This window comes from Enterobacter cloacae complex sp. FDA-CDC-AR_0132, assembly GCF_003010695.1.
Classification (GTDB): domain Bacteria; phylum Pseudomonadota; class Gammaproteobacteria; order Enterobacterales; family Enterobacteriaceae; genus Enterobacter; species Enterobacter ludwigii.
The window spans coordinates 565,996-582,333 of the sequence record NZ_CP027618.1; the positions used below are offsets into that span (position 1 = coordinate 565,996).

Annotated in this window: 13 protein-coding genes and 5 tRNA genes; 6 read left to right on the forward strand and 12 right to left on the reverse strand. The window is 55.1% G+C overall.

All coding sequences use genetic code 11. The features are described from left to right. Positions 1-6 precede the first annotated feature (6 nt). From proX to leuA, 6 genes are all read left to right on the forward strand, one after another. Positions 7-1,005, forward strand: a complete 999-nt coding sequence (gene proX / locus AM379_RS02675; RefSeq protein ID WP_014171321.1) for a glycine betaine/L-proline ABC transporter substrate-binding protein ProX — start codon at positions 7-9, stop codon at positions 1,003-1,005. 150 nt (positions 1,006-1,155) lie between these two features. Next, entirely contained in the window at positions 1,156-2,340 is a 1,185-nt protein-coding gene (locus AM379_RS02680) for an MFS transporter (protein WP_106503436.1), read from the forward strand. A 314-nt stretch (positions 2,341-2,654) separates the two neighbouring features. After that, complete coding sequence (gene emrR / locus AM379_RS02685; protein ID WP_014171323.1) at positions 2,655-3,185, forward strand: multidrug efflux transporter EmrAB transcriptional repressor EmrR; 531 nt, start codon at positions 2,655-2,657, stop codon at positions 3,183-3,185. 127 nt (positions 3,186-3,312) lie between these two features. Continuing rightward, a complete protein-coding gene (gene emrA / locus AM379_RS02690; RefSeq protein ID WP_020883861.1) occupies positions 3,313-4,485 on the forward strand; it encodes a multidrug efflux MFS transporter periplasmic adaptor subunit EmrA in 1,173 nt (390 codons plus the stop codon). 16 nt (positions 4,486-4,501) lie between these two features. Next, positions 4,502-6,049 carry a multidrug efflux MFS transporter permease subunit EmrB gene (emrB, locus tag AM379_RS02695; RefSeq protein WP_020883860.1) on the forward strand — a complete coding sequence of 516 codons (1,548 nt, stop codon included), beginning with the start codon at positions 4,502-4,504 and terminating at the stop codon, positions 6,047-6,049. Positions 6,050-6,145: 96 nt separating this feature from the next. Next, positions 6,146-7,795, forward strand: a complete 1,650-nt coding sequence (leuA, locus tag AM379_RS02700) for a 2-isopropylmalate synthase (protein ID WP_020883859.1) — start codon at positions 6,146-6,148, stop codon at positions 7,793-7,795. Here leuA and AM379_RS02705 read toward each other — a convergent pair. The 12 genes from AM379_RS02705 to alaS all read right to left on the reverse strand — a co-directional run bounded on the left by AM379_RS02705 (position 7,792) and on the right by alaS (position 16,254). Further along, positions 7,792-8,556, reverse strand: a complete 765-nt coding sequence (locus AM379_RS02705; RefSeq protein ID WP_032678832.1) for an AraC family transcriptional regulator — start codon at positions 8,554-8,556, stop codon at positions 7,792-7,794. The two genes, leuA and AM379_RS02705, sit on opposite strands and share 4 nt — an antisense overlap. A gap of 54 nt (positions 8,557-8,610) precedes the next feature. Further along, on the reverse strand, positions 8,611-9,126 hold the full coding sequence (gene luxS / locus AM379_RS02710; RefSeq protein ID WP_008499539.1) for an S-ribosylhomocysteine lyase: 516 nt from the start codon (positions 9,124-9,126) through the stop codon (positions 8,611-8,613). A gap of 152 nt (positions 9,127-9,278) precedes the next feature. Continuing rightward, the gene (gene gshA, locus AM379_RS02715) at positions 9,279-10,823 is read right to left on the reverse strand and encodes a glutamate--cysteine ligase (RefSeq protein WP_014171329.1); all 1,545 of its coding nucleotides are present in this window, start codon (positions 10,821-10,823) and stop codon (positions 9,279-9,281) included. Between the two features lie 83 nt (positions 10,824-10,906). After that, a complete protein-coding gene (locus AM379_RS02720) occupies positions 10,907-11,335 on the reverse strand; it encodes a YqaA family protein (protein WP_032678833.1) in 429 nt (142 codons plus the stop codon). Next, positions 11,332-11,898, reverse strand: a complete 567-nt coding sequence (gene yqaB, locus AM379_RS02725; protein ID WP_014171331.1) for a fructose-1-phosphate/6-phosphogluconate phosphatase — start codon at positions 11,896-11,898, stop codon at positions 11,332-11,334. The genes AM379_RS02720 and yqaB overlap by 4 nt, the downstream gene beginning before the upstream one ends. A 264-nt stretch (positions 11,899-12,162) precedes the next feature. Then, positions 12,163-12,239 (reverse strand) — tRNA-Arg (locus tag AM379_RS02730). Positions 12,240-12,303: 64 nt separating this feature from the next. Next, positions 12,304-12,380: transfer RNA gene (locus AM379_RS02735), tRNA-Arg, on the reverse strand. A gap of 161 nt (positions 12,381-12,541) precedes the next feature. Beyond that, positions 12,542-12,618 (reverse strand) — tRNA-Arg (locus AM379_RS02740). A gap of 64 nt (positions 12,619-12,682) precedes the next feature. Then, positions 12,683-12,759 (reverse strand) — tRNA-Arg (locus tag AM379_RS02745). 4 nt (positions 12,760-12,763) lie between these two features. Then, positions 12,764-12,856: transfer RNA gene (locus AM379_RS02750), tRNA-Ser, on the reverse strand. Positions 12,857-13,199: 343 nt separating this feature from the next. After that, on the reverse strand, positions 13,200-13,385 hold the full coding sequence (gene csrA, locus AM379_RS02755; protein WP_000906486.1) for a carbon storage regulator CsrA: 186 nt from the start codon (positions 13,383-13,385) through the stop codon (positions 13,200-13,202). 241 nt (positions 13,386-13,626) lie between these two features. Then, the gene (gene alaS, locus AM379_RS02760; RefSeq protein WP_025203392.1) at positions 13,627-16,254 is read right to left on the reverse strand and encodes an alanine--tRNA ligase; all 2,628 of its coding nucleotides are present in this window, start codon (positions 16,252-16,254) and stop codon (positions 13,627-13,629) included. Positions 16,255-16,338 lie beyond the last annotated feature (84 nt).

Genomic DNA, 16,338 nt, shown 5'->3' on the forward strand with positions numbered 1-16,338 from the left:
ACAACGATGCGACATCGCGTACTTTTTGCCACAGCGTTTGCCACCCTTGTCTCCACCAGCACGTTTGCTGCAGACCTGCCGGGCAAAGGCATTACCGTGCAACCGGTGCAGAGCACCATTTCAGAAGAGACCTTCCAGACGCTGTTAGTCAGCCGCGCGCTGGAAAAACTGGGCTATACGGTCAACACCCCAAGTGAAGTGGATTACAACGTGGGCTACACCTCGATTGCCTCCGGTGATGCCACCTTTACCGCCGTCAACTGGCAGCCGCTGCACGACGATATGTATGCCGCCGCCGGCGGGGATAAGAAATTCTACCGCGAAGGCACCTTCGTGACCGGCGCGGCGCAGGGGTATCTGATCGACAAGAAAACAGCCGACCAGTACCACATCACCAATATCGAGCAGCTGAAGGATCCGAAGATTGCCAAACTGTTCGACACCAACGGTGACGGCAAAGCTGACATGATGGGCTGCTCGCCGGGCTGGGGCTGTGAGGCGGTGATTAATCACCAGAACAAAGCCTTTGACCTGGCGAAAACGGTCGACGTCAGCCACGGTAACTACTCGGCGATGATGGCCGACACCATTGCCCGCTTCAAAGAAGGTAAACCGGTTATCTATTACACCTGGACACCGTACTGGGTGAGCGACGTGCTGAAGCCGGGGAAAGACGTGGTGTGGCTGCAGGTGCCCTTCTCTTCCCTGCCGGGCGAGCAGAAAGATATCGACACCAAACTGCCAAACGGCATGAACTATGGCTTCCCGGTCAACACGATGCATATCGTTGCTAACAAAGCCTGGGCTGAGAAAAACCCGGCGGCAGCGAAGCTGTTCTCGGTGATGAAACTGCCTCTGGCGGACATCAACGCCCAGAATGCAATGATGCACGCGGGGAAATCGTCCGAAGCTGACATCAAAGGCCACGTGGATGGCTGGATCAAAGCCCACCAGCAGCAGTTTGATGGTTGGGTAAAAGAAGCGATGGACGCGCAGAAGTCATAAGAGCCCTTCAGACCTGCCCTCTCCCCACGGGAGAGGGTTAACTCCCCCTAAACCGCACAATCCAGCACGTAACAATCCGACCACATTCACAATCATTCGCTATTATGGTTCACGGAAAAATAATCACTTAACTCACGATTCCTGAACCTGATGACTAAAACAACTCAAGGGCTTAGCCCGGCACTCATCCTTTTAATGTCCGTGGCAACGGGTCTGGCAGTCGCCAGTAACTACTACGCGCAGCCACTGCTCGATACCATCGCCCGCGCGTTTAACCTTTCTGCCAGCTCAGCTGGCTTTATTGTCACCGCCGCGCAACTTGGCTATGCCGCCGGGCTGCTTTTCCTCGTGCCGCTGGGCGATATGTTTGAGCGTCGGATGCTGATTGTCTCCATGACCTTGCTGGCCGCAGGCGGGATGCTGATCACCGCCAGCAGCCACTCGTTAACGATGATGATTATCGGCACCGCGTTAACGGGTCTGTTCTCCGTCGTGGCGCAGATTCTGGTTCCGCTCGCCGCCACTCTCGCCTCACCGGAAAAGCGCGGCAAGGTGGTGGGAACAATCATGAGCGGCCTGTTGCTGGGGATTTTGCTGGCGCGGACCGTCGCCGGGCTGCTGGCGAGTCTTGGTGGCTGGCGTACCGTGTATTGGGTGGCGAGCGTACTGATGGCCGTGATGGCGCTTGCCCTGTGGCGCGGGCTGCCAAAGGTGAAGCAGGAAAATCACCTTAATTATCCGCAGCTTCTCGCCTCCGTTTTCAGCCTCTTCATACACGATAAACTGCTGCGTACGCGTGCGTTGCTGGGCTGTTTGACCTTCGCCAACTTCAGCATCTTATGGACCTCAATGGCGTTTCTGCTGGCCGCGCCGCCGTTCAATTATTCCGAAGCGGTGATTGGTCTGTTTGGTCTGGCGGGCGCTGCGGGAGCCCTGGGCGCGCGTCCGGCGGGCGGACTGGCGGATAAAGGCAAATCCCATCTGACGACCTCTGCCGGGCTGGTTCTGCTCCTGCTCTCCTGGGCAGCCATATGGTATGGCCATACCTCTGTGCTGGCGCTGATCGTCGGTATTCTGGTACTCGACCTCACCGTACAGGGCGTGCATATCACTAACCAGACCGTCATCTACCGCGTGAAGCCAGAGGCGCGTAACCGCCTCACGGCCGGATACATGACCAGCTATTTTATTGGCGGCGCAGCGGGTTCGTTGATTTCAGCCTCGGCGTGGCAGCATGCCGGTTGGTCAGGCGTGTGCGGGATAGGCGCAATCGTCGCCGCGCTGAATCTGCTAGTATGGTGGCGTGGGTACCATCGCCAGGACGTAATTAACTAAGTTTTACATTGCTTTGGGCCTCTTAGGGTGTAAAGGGGCCCTGCAGTCTGTTAATGTAAACGTAATCATTTATCCCAGAAATTTTAATGTGGGTGACATATTTTCTACCGGCATGAATAGTTCAGACCCCCGTCCTCACATCCTCTCTTCCGCGGGTTCACTCCCAACGCTCTCTGTGCTCACCGGGTCACGGACTTACCCGGCGCTTTCTGATGGTGACATAAGTTTGGCGGATATAACCGCACAAATAATTCATTTACATTATTTGTCACTGTCGTTACTATATCGGCTGTAATTAATGAGGTTATGCCCAAATGGATAGTTCGTTTACGCCCATTGAACAAATGCTTAAATTCCGCGCCAGTCGTCATGAGGACTTCCCGTATCAGGAGATCCTGCTGACCCGCCTGTGCATGCACATGCAGGGTAAGCTACTGGAAAATCGTAATAAGATGCTGAAAGCTCAAGGGATTAACGAGACGTTGTTTATGGCGTTAATTACGCTGGAGTCTCAGGAAAATCACAGCATTCAGCCGTCAGAGCTGAGCTGCGCGCTGGGTTCATCCCGTACTAATGCCACCCGTATTGCCGATGAACTGGAAAAACGCGGCTGGATTGAACGCCGTGAAAGCGATAACGATCGCCGCTGCCTACATCTGCAGCTGACCGACAAAGGCCACCAATTCCTGCGTGAGGTGCTGCCACCTCAGCATAATTGCCTGCATCAACTGTGGTCTGCCCTCAGCACCACCGAGCGCGACCAGCTTGAGCACATTACTCGCAAGCTGCTGACCCGTCTGGACCAGATGGATGAAGACGGCGCGGTTCTAGAGGCGCTGCGCTAACGCGACAACACGCTCAACAATCCCAGACTCATAAGAAAACCGACAGGCCAGCACGTCACACTGCTGGCCTTTCTGACAACAGCTCGGCTCAGCCGATGTGAAAATAAGAAGATCGTGGAGAACAACAATGAGCGCAAATGCGGAGAGCACTACCCCGCAGCAACCGGTCAATAAAAAGGGCAAACGCAAAAGCGCCCTTATTGTACTGACATTGCTCTTTATTATTATTGCCGTGGCATATGGGATCTATTGGTTTTTAGTATTGCGTCATGCTGAAGAGACAGACGATGCATACGTGGCAGGGAACCAGGTACAAATTATGGCGCAGGTATCGGGCAGCGTGACGAAAGTCTGGGCTGATAACACCGATTTTGTGCAAAAAGGGGATGTATTGGTCACGCTCGATCCGACCGACGCCCAACAGGCTTTTGAAAAAGCCCAGACCGCGCTGGCCTCCAGCGTCCGTCAGACCCGCCAGCTGATGATCAACAGCAAGCAGCTGCAGGCCAACATTGACGTGCAGAAAACCGCACTGGCGCAGGCGCAGAGCGACCTGAACCGTCGCGTTCCCCTCGGCACTGCCAACCTGATTGGCCGTGAAGAGCTGCAGCACGCGCGTGATGCTGTTGCCAGCGCACAGGCGCAGCTGGACGTGGCGATTCAACAGTACAATGCCAACCAGGCGATGGTGCTGGGCACCAGCCTGGAAAACCAGCCTGCCGTGCAACAGGCTGCCACCGACGTGCGCAACGCGTGGCTTGCCCTGCAGCGTACTAAAATTGTCAGCCCGATGACCGGCTACGTCTCTCGTCGTTCCGTCCAGCCTGGTGCCCAAATTAGCCCAACCACGCCGCTGATGGCGGTCGTTCCGGCGGACAACCTGTGGGTTGATGCAAACTTTAAAGAGACGCAGCTTGCCCATATGCGTATCGGCCAGACCGCGACGGTGATCAGCGATATTTACGGTGATGACGTGAAGTACACCGGGAAAGTGGTCGGCCTGGATATGGGGACCGGCAGTGCCTTCTCCCTGTTGCCAGCGCAAAACGCCACCGGGAACTGGATCAAAGTGGTTCAGCGCTTGCCTGTACGTATTGAACTGGATGCAAAACAGCTGGCGGACCATCCGCTGCGTATTGGCCTCTCTACGCTGGTAACGGTTGATACCGCCAACCGCGATGGTCAGATCCTGGCAAGTCAGGTGCGCAGCACCCCGGCTTATGAAAGTAACGCCCGTGAAATTAGCCTCGATCCGGTCAATAAACTGATCGATGACATCGTGAAGGCAAACGCCGGTTAATCCGAAGGTGAGCGTTATGCAACAGCAAAAGCCGCAAAAACCGCTGGAGGGGGCGCAACTGGTTATCATGACCATTGCGCTGTCGCTGGCGACATTCATGCAGGTGCTGGACTCTACCATCGCAAACGTGGCGATCCCAACCATCGCCGGTAACCTTGGCTCGTCACTGAGCCAGGGGACTTGGGTTATTACCTCGTTTGGGGTGGCAAACGCCATCTCCATCCCTATCACCGGCTGGCTGGCGAAGCGCGTCGGTGAAGTGAAGCTGTTCCTGTGGTCAACGGTATTGTTCGTGCTCGCCTCCTGGGCGTGCGGCATGTCCAACAGCCTGACGATGCTGATCATCTTCCGCGTCATTCAGGGGATTGTGGCCGGGCCGCTGATTCCGCTGTCGCAGAGTTTGCTGCTGAACAACTATCCGCCCGCTAAGCGCTCTATCGCGCTGGCGCTGTGGTCAATGACGGTGATTGTCGCACCGATTTGCGGGCCTATCCTCGGCGGCTATATCAGCGACAACTACCACTGGGGCTGGATCTTCTTCATCAACGTGCCAATTGGTGCGCTGGTGGTGATGCTGACCCTGCAAACGCTGCGCGGTCGCGAAACCCGAACAGAGCAGCGGCGAATTGACGCCATTGGTCTGGCGCTGCTGGTGGTCGGGATCGGTAGCCTGCAGGTGATGCTCGATCAGGGTAAAGAGCTGGACTGGTTTAACTCGACAGAGATTATCATCCTGACCGTTGTGGCGGTGATATCGCTGAGCTTCCTGATCGTCTGGGAGCTGACGGACGATAACCCAATCGTCGATCTCTCGCTGTTTAAGTCGCGAAACTTCACCATCGGCTGCCTGTGTATCAGCCTGGCCTACATGCTCTACTTCGGCGCAATCGTTCTGCTGCCGCAGCTGTTGCAGGAGGTATATGGCTACACCGCAACCTGGGCAGGTTTGGCTTCTGCGCCAGTGGGGTTAATTCCGGTCCTGCTGTCGCCGATTATCGGCCGCTTCGCTCACAAGCTCGACATGCGCAGGCTGGTGACCTTCAGCTTTATCATGTACGCGGTGTGCTTCTACTGGCGCGCGTATACGTTCGAGCCGGGCATGGACTTTGGCGCATCCGCATGGCCGCAGTTCATTCAGGGCTTCGCCGTGGCGTGCTTCTTTATGCCGCTGACGACCATTACGCTTTCCGGCTTGCCGCCTGAGCGCATGGCGGCGGCATCAAGCCTGTCGAACTTTACGCGTACGCTGGCAGGCTCCATCGGGACGTCGATCACCACGACCCTTTGGACCAACCGCGAGTCGATGCACCATGCGCAATTGACCGAAGCGGTGAACCCGTTCAACCCTAACTCGCAGCAGATGTACAGTCAGCTTCAGGGAATGGGGATGACGGAGCAGCAGGCATCCGGCTGGATCGCCCAGCAGATCACCAACCAGGGCCTGATTATCTCGGCAAACGAGATATTCTGGATATCGGCGGGGATCTTTATCATCCTGCTGGGACTGGTATGGTTTGCCCGACCACCGTTTGGCGCCGGAGGCGGTGGCGGCGGTGCGCACTAACGTGCGGTGTCCAGATCGCGACAGCGATTGTCAGTAACGATAAAGCAGCGCTCCTGAAATCGATTCACGATAGTGAAAAGACAACAGGAGCGCACCATGCTGAAAACACCTTCCGACAAATACCAACCTCAACCTGCTATTTCCCTGCCCGATCGCCGCTGGCCTGAGCAACGCCTCACGCAGGCGCCGCGCTGGCTTTCCACCGATTTACGCGACGGTAATCAGGCCCTTGCCGAGCCGATGGACAGCAACCGCAAACTGCAGTTCTGGGCGTTGTTACTGCGTTGCGGATTCAAAGAAATCGAAGTCGCTTTCCCCTCTGCCTCACAGACGGACTTCAATTTTGTGCGTCAGTTGATCGACGAAAACCGCATTCCGGATGACGTCACCATTCAGGTATTAACCCAGGCGCGAGAAGACCTTATCCTTCGTACCTTTGCGTCGCTGCGCGGGGCGAAGCAGGCCACCGTACACCTGTATAACGCCACCGCCCCGCTGTTCCGCCGCCTGGTGTTCGGCATGGAGAAAGCGCAAATCGTTGAGCTGGCGACCCGTTCCACGCGTCTTATCCGCACGCTGTGCGAAGAGAATCCCGCCACCCGCTGGCAATACGAATACTCTCCGGAAACTTTCTGCTTTACCGAGCCGGACTTTGCGCTGGAGATTTGCGAAGCCGTGGCAGACATCTGGCAGCCGTGCGCCGAACGCCCGATGGTGATCAACTTACCGGCCACCGTTGAGGTCAGTACACCGAATGTGTATGCCGATCAGATTGAGTATTTCTGCCGTCATTTCAGCCGCCGCAGCGATGTCTGCATCAGCGTCCATCCGCATAACGACCGCGGCACCGGTGTCGCCAGCGCGGAGCTGGCCCTGATGGCCGGTGCAGACCGTGTCGAAGGGTGTCTGTTTGGTAACGGGGAACGAACCGGTAACGTCTGCCTGGTCACGCTGGCGATGAACCTCTACAGCCAGGGGATTAGCCCGAATCTGGACTTTAGCGACATGAATCACGTGGTGGAGGTGGTAGAAACCTGCAACCAGCTGCCGGTGCATCCACGCCATCCGTGGGCAGGACGGCTGGCGTATACCGCATTTTCTGGTTCACACCAGGATGCCATCAAGAAAGGCTTTGATGCCCGCAAGCCTGACGAACGCTGGGAGATGCCCTATCTGCCGGTTGACCCACAGGATATTGGTTGCACCTACGAAGCGGTGATCCGGGTTAACAGCCAGTCAGGAAAAAGCGGCAGCGCGTGGCTTATTGAACAAAACCATGGTCTGAAATTACCCCGCGCCCTGCAGCAGGACTTTAGCCAGCACGTACAGCAGGAAACCGACCAGCACGGTAAAGAGATGACGCAGCATGCGCTGTGGCAACTGTTCCGCACCCGTTATGGGCTGGTAGAGACGCCGGGCTTTGCCCTGCACGCTTACCGTAGCGACAGCCAGCAGGACGGGCAGTTACATCTGACGGCAAGCGTCACGACGCAGGGCGGGATGCGCCAGCTGGAGGGGCAAGGCAACGGGCTGTTATCCGCGGCGGCCAATGGTATAAGCCGCTGGGTCACGACCCCGTTTGTGATTAAGGACTATCACGAACATACGCTTGGGGAGCGCAGCGACAGCCGCTCGGTGGCGTATATCCGCTGTCTGTTTCAGGATGGTAGCAGCCGCTGGGGCGTCGGCATTGACAGCGACGTGGCCCGCGCGTCTCTTCAGGCCCTGTTCAATGCTGTCAGCTAGCTGTCTTTGAAATAATCGCTGGGTGATATCCCCATCACCCGGCGAAACATCGCCGTAAAGGCACTGTGGCTGCCGTAGCCCAGATCCAGCGCCACACGTAGCACTGGCTGACCTTGTCCCAGGCGCAGCAGCGCTTCCAGCAGGCGCGCCCTTCTTAGCCACTCACCGTAGCTTAACCCCGTCTGCTGCTTGAAATGGCGGTTCATCGTACGTTCACTCATACCAAGCGTGTTTGCGGCCTGCATGCTGCCCCAGCTTTCCCCTGGCAACCGCCGGATCTGCTGGCAAAGGGTACGCAACGGCTCGCTTTCCGGCTCAGGCAGGTGAAACGGCAGCACCCGCATCGTGCGGATTTCATCCAGAATGAGCTCATATACGCGCTCATCACGACTGCCTGGCGAGTAGGACGCCTCAAGCGTCAGCGAGGTGAGGATAAGTTCGCGTAACAGACCGGAGATCTGGACTATCTGACAGGTTGCCGGAAGATCGGCTCGCGCCAGGGGATCGATAAACAGCGTGCGCGCCGCAACGTTACCGGTAATACGCAAAGAGTGCGGAGTGCCCGCGGGCAGCCAGACGCCGCGTCCGGGCGGCACCACCCAACAACCTGATGCGGTATCGACTCTCACCACCCCACTCAGGGTGTGCAGCAATTGCGCGCAGTCGTGCTGATGCCACGGCTCGCTGTCGCCATGAAGGTAATCATGGGCATAAGGAACAAGTGGGCGATGGGTAAAGGAGAAGGTTGAGGTTGTGGTCATGAGGTTAAACACCCCTCACCCTACCCTCTCCCTGAGGGAGAGGGAAAAGGTGCACTAGATGTGCAGTTCCTGCAGTTTTTCTTTTGGCAGCGCCAGCTCTTCGTTGCTGTTTACGCGAACGTCACGCTCGATGATATGACGCGCGATCTCCTGGGCTTCTTCCAGAGAGTGCATCTGGTAAGTTCCGCACTGATATACGTTCAGCTCAGGGATCTGGTTCTGCTCTTTCACCTTCAGCACATCTTCCATTGCCGCTTTCCAGGCATCCGCGACGCGTTTCTCTTCAGGCTGACCAATCAGGCTCATGTAGAAGCCGGTACGGCAACCCATCGGAGAGATATCGATGATCTCAACGCCATTACCGTTCAGGTGGTCGCGCATAAACCCGGCAAACAGGTGCTCCAGGGTGTGAATGCCTTTCTCTGGCATCACTTCTTTGTTAGGCACGCAGAAACGCAGATCGAATACGGTGATCGTGTCGCCGTGCGGGGTGTGCATGGTCTTCGCCACACGTACTGCAGGTGCTTCCATACGGGTATGGTCGACAGTAAAGCTATCTAATAACGGCATACGTCACCTCCGATAGTGATTTTTTTTAAAATAAACTGAACTCTTCTACAAAATGCACGTCTGAGTATATGAAAGACGCGCATTTGTTATCATCATCCCTGAATTCAGAGATGTATATTTTGGCCACAGCGATGTGGCCTTTTTCTTTTCTGTTAAGCCTGTTTCGCCAGAAACGCCTCAAACGACTCCGTATCCGCCGCTTCAACCTCTTTCTGACGCACGACAGAGGCGTCTCGTTCTGCCACAAAATCGGCTTCACTCAGAATCTCTAACGGCTCCTGCTTCAGCATCTCGCGGTATTCCGCAGAGAGCGAACGCCCGGTGCCGCCAATACCCTGATCAATCATAGAACGCAGAATACGCGCTGAGAACGTCAGTTCCGGGTTATCAAACGATTCAACCAGCTGGTCGCACACGTTCTGATAGGCTTCCCCACCGTCAATGCTGTCCATGGTCCGGGCAACACGCTTCAGGTCGCGGAACAGATCCTTACCCACTTTCGTCAGCGGGAACTGCGCTGTTTCGCAGCCAATACCCAGCGTCAGACCCGGCTTGCGCCCTTCCAGAATCACGCGGTTCCAGTTGGTACGGGTACAGAGCAGTTCCTCTGAACTCATTTCCGGCGCATCCGCCAGTACGCACCAGACCATAAACAGATCCAGGAAGCGAACCTGCTGCTCATCAACGCCGATGGGTGAGAACGGGTTGATATCCAGCGAGCGCACTTCTATGTATTCAATCCCGCCGCGCTGCAGTGCATCCGACGGGGTTTCACCGCTGCGCGTAACGCGCTTCGGACGAATAGGCGCGTACAGTTCATTTTCAATCTGCAGCACATTGCTGTTGATCTGCAGGCGCTTACCGTCTTTTTCGAGGCCGATTTTCTCGTACTCTTCCGACGGCGTTTTGATCGCCCGCTTCAATCCTGCCACATATTCGTGCAATTCGTTAAACGTAATACCGAGATTGCTTTGCGACTTATTGGTATAACCCAGATCGCTAAGACGCAGGGAGGTGGCGTACGGGAGATAGTACATTCCACACTCTGTCTTCTCGAACGGCAGCGTGGTCGGTTTCCCCTGCAGGAATGACGAGCATATCGCAGGCGATGCCCCAAACAGATACGGAATGACCCAGCCAAAACGATAGTAGTTGCGGATCAGGCGGAAATAACCCGCGGAGATCGCGTCTTTATCCGTTTCGCCGCACTTCGCCTGCCAGAACGCCATGGGTAAAGAGAAATTGTAATGCACGCCAGAGATGGTCTGCATCAACGCACCGTAGCGGTTTTTCAGCCCCTCACGATAGAGCGTTTTCAGCTGACCGATATTTGACGTGCCGTATTGCGCCAGTTCAATCTCCTGGCCTTGTTCGATATAGCACGGCATGCTGAGCGGCCACATACGCTCATCACCCAGATTGCGGGCAGTGTAGCGATGGATGTCGCGCAGAATCGTTAGCATATGATCAATATCACCATCCACTGGCGTGATGAATTCCAGCAGCGCTTCAGCGAAATCGGTTGTGATCCATTTATGTGTCAGCGCCGAGCCTAACGCCTTCGGGTGACCCGTTGTCGCTAAGCTACCGTCCGCGTTAACGCGCAGCGTTTCACGCTCAAGACCACGCTGAATACCCTTCAGTGCCTGAGGGTGATTTTCCAGCCAGGCCAGCGCCTGAGATACGTCCGGGATCAAATTGACCTCCCGCCTGTCAAAGTATTGTTACTCAGCATAATTGTAATGGTTGACGATTGAAGGTCGCGTATTCATTCCACCAATTAGTGCCACCACGTCATACCCTGTAGTGTTGCCCATGCCACGAGAACATAGCGCAACGCCTTGCCAAGGCACAAAAAAAAGAGCACTGGCCCCCAGGAGATGCGCATCCATCCCGCCAGCAGGCACAGTAAATCACCTATTACAGGCATCCAGCTTAATAACAGCGTGGCAGCGCCATAGCGTTTTAGCCAGCCGACTGCCTTTTCCTGCCAGCGCGATTTTTCACGCAGCGGAAAGAAACGCCCAAGAATAACGTTAGTCAGCCCTCCAAAGCTATTACCCATTGTTGCTATTAACACGAGCAACCAGGGCTGACTCACGCCAGACAACAGCATCGCCACCAGCACCACTTCCGAATTTCCCGGCAAGAGCGTGGCGCTTAAAAAACTGCTGGCGAATAATGATAAAAGTGACAGCGCGTCACTCACAGTAAGCGGACGTCCACAACATCCATCCCGGCATCCCGCGCGGCCTGAATACCAAAATCAGCATCTTCGAACACAACACATTTCACCGCAGGCACACCCATCAGTTCTGCACAACGCAGGAAGGTGTCCGGTGCGGGCTTGTGATTTTGAACATGATCGGCGGCAACCACCGCAGAGAAATAATGGCGCAGGCCAAGATGGGTGAGCAGCGCTTCCGCAATAGCGCTTTCACTGCCCGTGCCAACGGACATAGGACGACGCCCGTGCCATGCTTTTACGACGTCAATTAACGGTAACGGACGCACGGTATCTAAAAGCATCGCTTTTACCGCATCGGTTTTTTCACGGGCCAGAAGGTGCGGGTCGAGATCGGCATGATTACGTTCAATCACGGCCTGCGCTATACGCCAGGTTGGGGCTCCGTTGAGGGCGATCATCGCCTGAAGATCGAAACGCATACCGTAACGAGCAAGGACATCAGTCCAGGCTTGACGATGCGTGGGTTCGGTATCCAGGAGAGTGCCATCCATATCGAAGATCAAACCGTCATACTGTGCGTACATCGTGCTCTCGCTAAACGATTAACAAAGCATTACTTTATCGTAAACGGTGGTTTTTGTCGCTCAAAGAGAAATGATTGCTGACGGAACGTCGAAGGAATAACCAGGGAGAAAGAGAGTGGTACAGAAAAGAAGATGGTGCATCCGGGAGGATTACTCGGCTGCGCCTCGCCCTTCGGGCCGTTGCAAAGCAACGTTATCTTCCCTGGTGCTTGCGGCTAACCCGCAGACCTTGAAACAACAGCCTTGCTATTATCTCGGAGAAGATGGTGCATCCGGGAGGATTCGAACCTCCGACCGCTCGGTTCGTAGCCGAGTACTCTATCCAGCTGAGCTACGGATGCATCGGGATTTACTATTGTACTACTCGATATTCATATCACTTCGAAAGCAATATGAAGTAATAGATGGTGCATCCGGGAGGATTCGAACCTCCGACCGCTCGGTTCGTAGCCGAGTACTCTATCCAGCTGAGCTACGGATGCATCAGGGTACTGCTTTCAGAAATAGTAAATGGTGCATCCGGGAGGATTACTCGGCTGCGCCTCGCCCTTCGGGCCGTTGCTAAAGCAACGTTATCCTCCCTGGTGCTTGCGGCTAACCCGCAGACCTTGAAACAACAGCTTTGCTGTTATCTCGGAGAAGATGGTGCATCCGGGAGGATTCGAACCTCCGACCGCTCGGTTCGTAGCCGAGTACTCTATCCAGCTGAGCTACGGATGCATCGGGATTTACTATTGTACTACTCGATATTCATATCACTTCGAAAGCAATATGAAGTAATAGATGGTGCATCCGGGAGGATTCGAACCTCCGACCGCTCGGTTCGTAGCCGAGTACTCTATCCAGCTGAGCTACGGATGCAAAATGGCGGTGAGGCGGGGATTCGAACCCCGGATGCAGCTTTTGACCGCATACTCCCTTAGCAGGGGAGCGCCTTCAGCCTCTCGGCCACCTCACCACACAACGCCTCTTTCGAGTGCTTCGAGTAACTCGTTAAGAGCTTCTCGTCGCTGCGTGGCGCATATATTACTTTCTGGGACTTATAAGTCAAACAATTTTCCAAAAGCTTTTATCGTTTGCACAAATCACACGCAATTCGCATGCAAAAGCTGCAAAGAGGGTGTTTTATAAGCGGATTTTGCAGGCATCTTCTCAGAAAACTGATGACAGAATAGTGATGTTGAGGCGAGTTAAGGGTAAGAGAGTGGTTAAAAACAGAGCGATTGAAATTAAACGGTAACTTTAAGCAGGAAAAATGGCGGGAGAGGTTGCGTCTCGCCCGACAGCGAGACGCGACAATATCAGTAACTGGACTGCTGGGATTTTTCAGCCTGGATACGCTGGTAGATCTCTTCACGGTGGACAGATACTTCTTTAGGAGCGTTTACACCAATACGTACCTGGTTACCCTTTACCCCTAAAACTGTCACGGTGACCTCATCCCCAATCATGAGGGTCTCACCAACTCGACGAGTCAGAATCAGCATTCTTTGCTCCTTGAAAGATTAAAAGAGTCGGGTCTCTTGTATCCCGGCATTATCCATCATATAACGCCAAAAAGTAAGCGATGACAAACACGTAAAGTGTAAGCAGTCACGGCATCACATTCTGTTAAACGTAAGTTTAGCCGATATACACAAACTCAACCTGACTTTATCGTTATCGATAGCGCAGTGAACAAGACGCCATAACGTTACCGCTATGGCGTCTGCTTGTGCTTTGTAGTTATTACAGTTTCGCGCTCACCCAGCTTTCAACACTGGCCAATGCCGCAGGAAGTGCCGCCGCATCCGTACCACCGGCTTGCGCCATGTCCGGACGACCGCCACCCTTACCACCCACCTGCTGGGCGACCATACCAATCAGTTCCCCTGCTTTTACGCGGTCGGTCACATCCTTAGAGACGCCCGCAATCAGAGAAACCTTACCTTCTGCCACTGTCGCCAGCACGATAACTGTGGAACCGAGCTGGTTCTTCAGATCGTCGACCATAGTACGCAGCATCTTAGGCTCAACGCCTGCCAGATCGCTGACCAGCAGTTTGACACCCTTAATGTCTACAGCTTTGCTGGAGAGGTTTGCACTCTCCTGCGCCGCAGCCTGCTCTTTCAGCTGCTGCAGCTCTTTTTCCAGCTGACGCGTACGATCCAGCGCAACGCGCACTTTCTCGCCCAGGTTCTGGCTATCACCTTTCAACAACTGCGCGATGTCGTGCAGCTGATCGCTCTGCGCATGCAGGCTGGCAATCGCGCCTTCACCGGTTACCGCTTCAATACGACGCACGCCCGCCGCCGTTCCTGATTCGGAAACAATGCGGAACAGACCAATGTCGCCGGTACGGGAGGCATGCGTCCCGCCGCAGAGCTCAGTCGAGAAGTCGCCCATGCTCAGCACGCGAACGCGGTCGTCGTATTTCTCGCCGAACAGTGCCATCGCGCCTTTCTTCTTCGCCGCCTCGAGATCCATGATATGGGTTTCGATAGGCAGGTTACGACGGATCTGCGCATTCACCAGATCTTCCACCGCGCGGATTTCTGACGGCTTCATCGCTTCAAAATGAGAGAAGTCGAAGCGCAGCACTTTATCGTTAACCAGAGAACCTTTCTGTGCAACGTGCGTTCCCAGAACTTCACGCAGGGCAGCGTGCATCAGGTGCGTAGCTGAGTGGTTCAGACGAATGCGCGCACGACGAGCTTCATCAACGTTCGCCTGGACACCCTCGCCCACTTTCAGAGAACCGGCAGTCAGTTTGCCCTGATGGCCAATCGCCTGACCGTATTTCTGGGTGTCGCTTACGCTGAAGCTGAAACCGTTGCCTTTCAGTTCGCCTTTATCGCCAACCTGGCCGCCGGATTCCGCGTAGAACGGCGTTTTGTCCAGAATGACAACCGCATCCTGACCCGCGTTGATGCTGTCTACGGCTTTACCGTCAACAAACAGGGCGGTCACTTTGCCAGTCAGTTCCAGATTTTCGTAGCCTTTGAATTCTGATGCGCCATCAACGCGGATCATCGCGTTGTAGTCAGCACCAAAACCGCTGGACTCGCGCGCACGGCGGCGCTGCTCTTCCATTGCGGCTTCAAAGCCTGCTTCGTCCACTTTGATGTTGCGCTCACGGCAAACGTCCGCCGTCAGGTCAACCGGGAAACCGTAGGTGTCGTACAGGCGGAAAGCGGTTTCGCCGTCCAGCGTATCGCCCTGAAGTTTCGCCAGCTCTTCATCCAGCAGCGCCAGTCCGCGCTCCAGAGTACGAGCAAACTGCTCTTCTTCCGTTTTCAGAACCTGCTCAACCTGCGCCTGCTGACGTTTCAGCTCATCACCGGCTGCGCCCATCACGCCAATCAGTGGCCCAACGAGTTTATAGAAGAAGGTGTCCTTCGCGCCCAGCATGTTGCCGTGACGGATAGCACGACGAATGATACGACGCAGCACATAGCCACGGTTTTCATTCGACGGGATCACGCCGTCGGCAATCAGGAACGCGCAGGAACGGATATGGTCTGCAATAACGCGCAGCGATTTGTTGTTCAGATCGGTTGCCCCCGTCACTTGCGCAACGGCTTTAATCAGGGTGCTGAACAGGTCAATTTCGTAGTTGGAGTTAACGTGCTGCAGAACAGCCGCGATACGCTCCAGACCCATACCGGTATCAACGGACGGTTTCGGCAGCGGCTCCATCGTACCGTCAGCCTGACGGTTGAACTGCATGAAGACGATGTTCCAGATCTCAATGTAACGATCGCCGTCTTCTTCCGGGCTGCCTGGAGGACCACCCCAGATGTGGTCGCCGTGATCGTAGAAGATCTCGGTGCACGGACCGCAAGGACCGGTATCGCCCATCTGCCAGAAGTTGTCAGACGCATAAGGTGCGCCTTTGTTATCACCGATGCGAATAATACGCTCGCGCGGGATACCAACCTCTTTTTCCCAGATTTCGTAGGCTTCGTCATCGGTTTCATAGACGGTAACCCACAGACGATCTTTCGGCAGGTTGAACCAGTTTTCACCGGTCAGCAGTTCCCACGCATATTGAATGGCATCGTGTTTGAAATAGTCGCCGAAGCTGAAGTTACCCAGCATTTCGAAGAACGTGTGGTGACGCGCGGTGTAACCGACGTTTTCCAGGTCGTTGTGTTTACCGCCCGCACGCACGCAACGCTGTGAGGTTGTGGCGCGGGAATAATTACGTTTGTCGAGACCAAGGAACACATCCTTGAACTGGTTCATCCCGGCGTTGGTAAACAGCAGAGTCGGATCGTTGTTCGGTACCAGGGAGCTGCTGGCAACTACCTGATGTCCCTTACTATGGAAAAAATCGAGAAACGCCTGACGGATCTCAGCGGTGCTCTTGCTCATAATTATCCTGAAATCAAGCTAACGAAATGTCGTAGCAAGCCTGTATCGGTAAAACGTTGGACAGACCAGCTACTGGAAAAAGTG

Bases quoted from the DNA above. Each gene is read 5' to 3' on its own strand.
- leuA (WP_020883859.1), top strand. From the start codon at position 6,146: ATGCTGAAAACACCTTCCGACAAATACCAACCTCAACCTGCTATTTCC.
- emrA (WP_020883861.1), top strand. From the start codon at position 3,313: ATGAGCGCAAATGCGGAGAGCACTACCCCGCAGCAACCGGTCAATAAA.
- emrR (WP_014171323.1), top strand. From the start codon at position 2,655: ATGGATAGTTCGTTTACGCCCATTGAACAAATGCTTAAATTCCGCGCC.
- yqaB (WP_014171331.1), bottom strand. From the start codon at position 11,898: ATGTACGCACAGTATGACGGTTTGATCTTCGATATGGATGGCACTCTC.
- AM379_RS02705 (WP_032678832.1), bottom strand. From the start codon at position 8,556: ATGACCACAACCTCAACCTTCTCCTTTACCCATCGCCCACTTGTTCCT.
- proX (WP_014171321.1), top strand. From the start codon at position 7: ATGCGACATCGCGTACTTTTTGCCACAGCGTTTGCCACCCTTGTCTCC.
- AM379_RS02680 (WP_106503436.1), top strand. From the start codon at position 1,156: ATGACTAAAACAACTCAAGGGCTTAGCCCGGCACTCATCCTTTTAATG.
- emrB (WP_020883860.1), top strand. From the start codon at position 4,502: ATGCAACAGCAAAAGCCGCAAAAACCGCTGGAGGGGGCGCAACTGGTT.
- luxS (WP_008499539.1), bottom strand. From the start codon at position 9,126: ATGCCGTTATTAGATAGCTTTACTGTCGACCATACCCGTATGGAAGCA.
- csrA (WP_000906486.1), bottom strand. From the start codon at position 13,385: ATGCTGATTCTGACTCGTCGAGTTGGTGAGACCCTCATGATTGGGGAT.
- alaS (WP_025203392.1), bottom strand. From the start codon at position 16,254: ATGAGCAAGAGCACCGCTGAGATCCGTCAGGCGTTTCTCGATTTTTTC.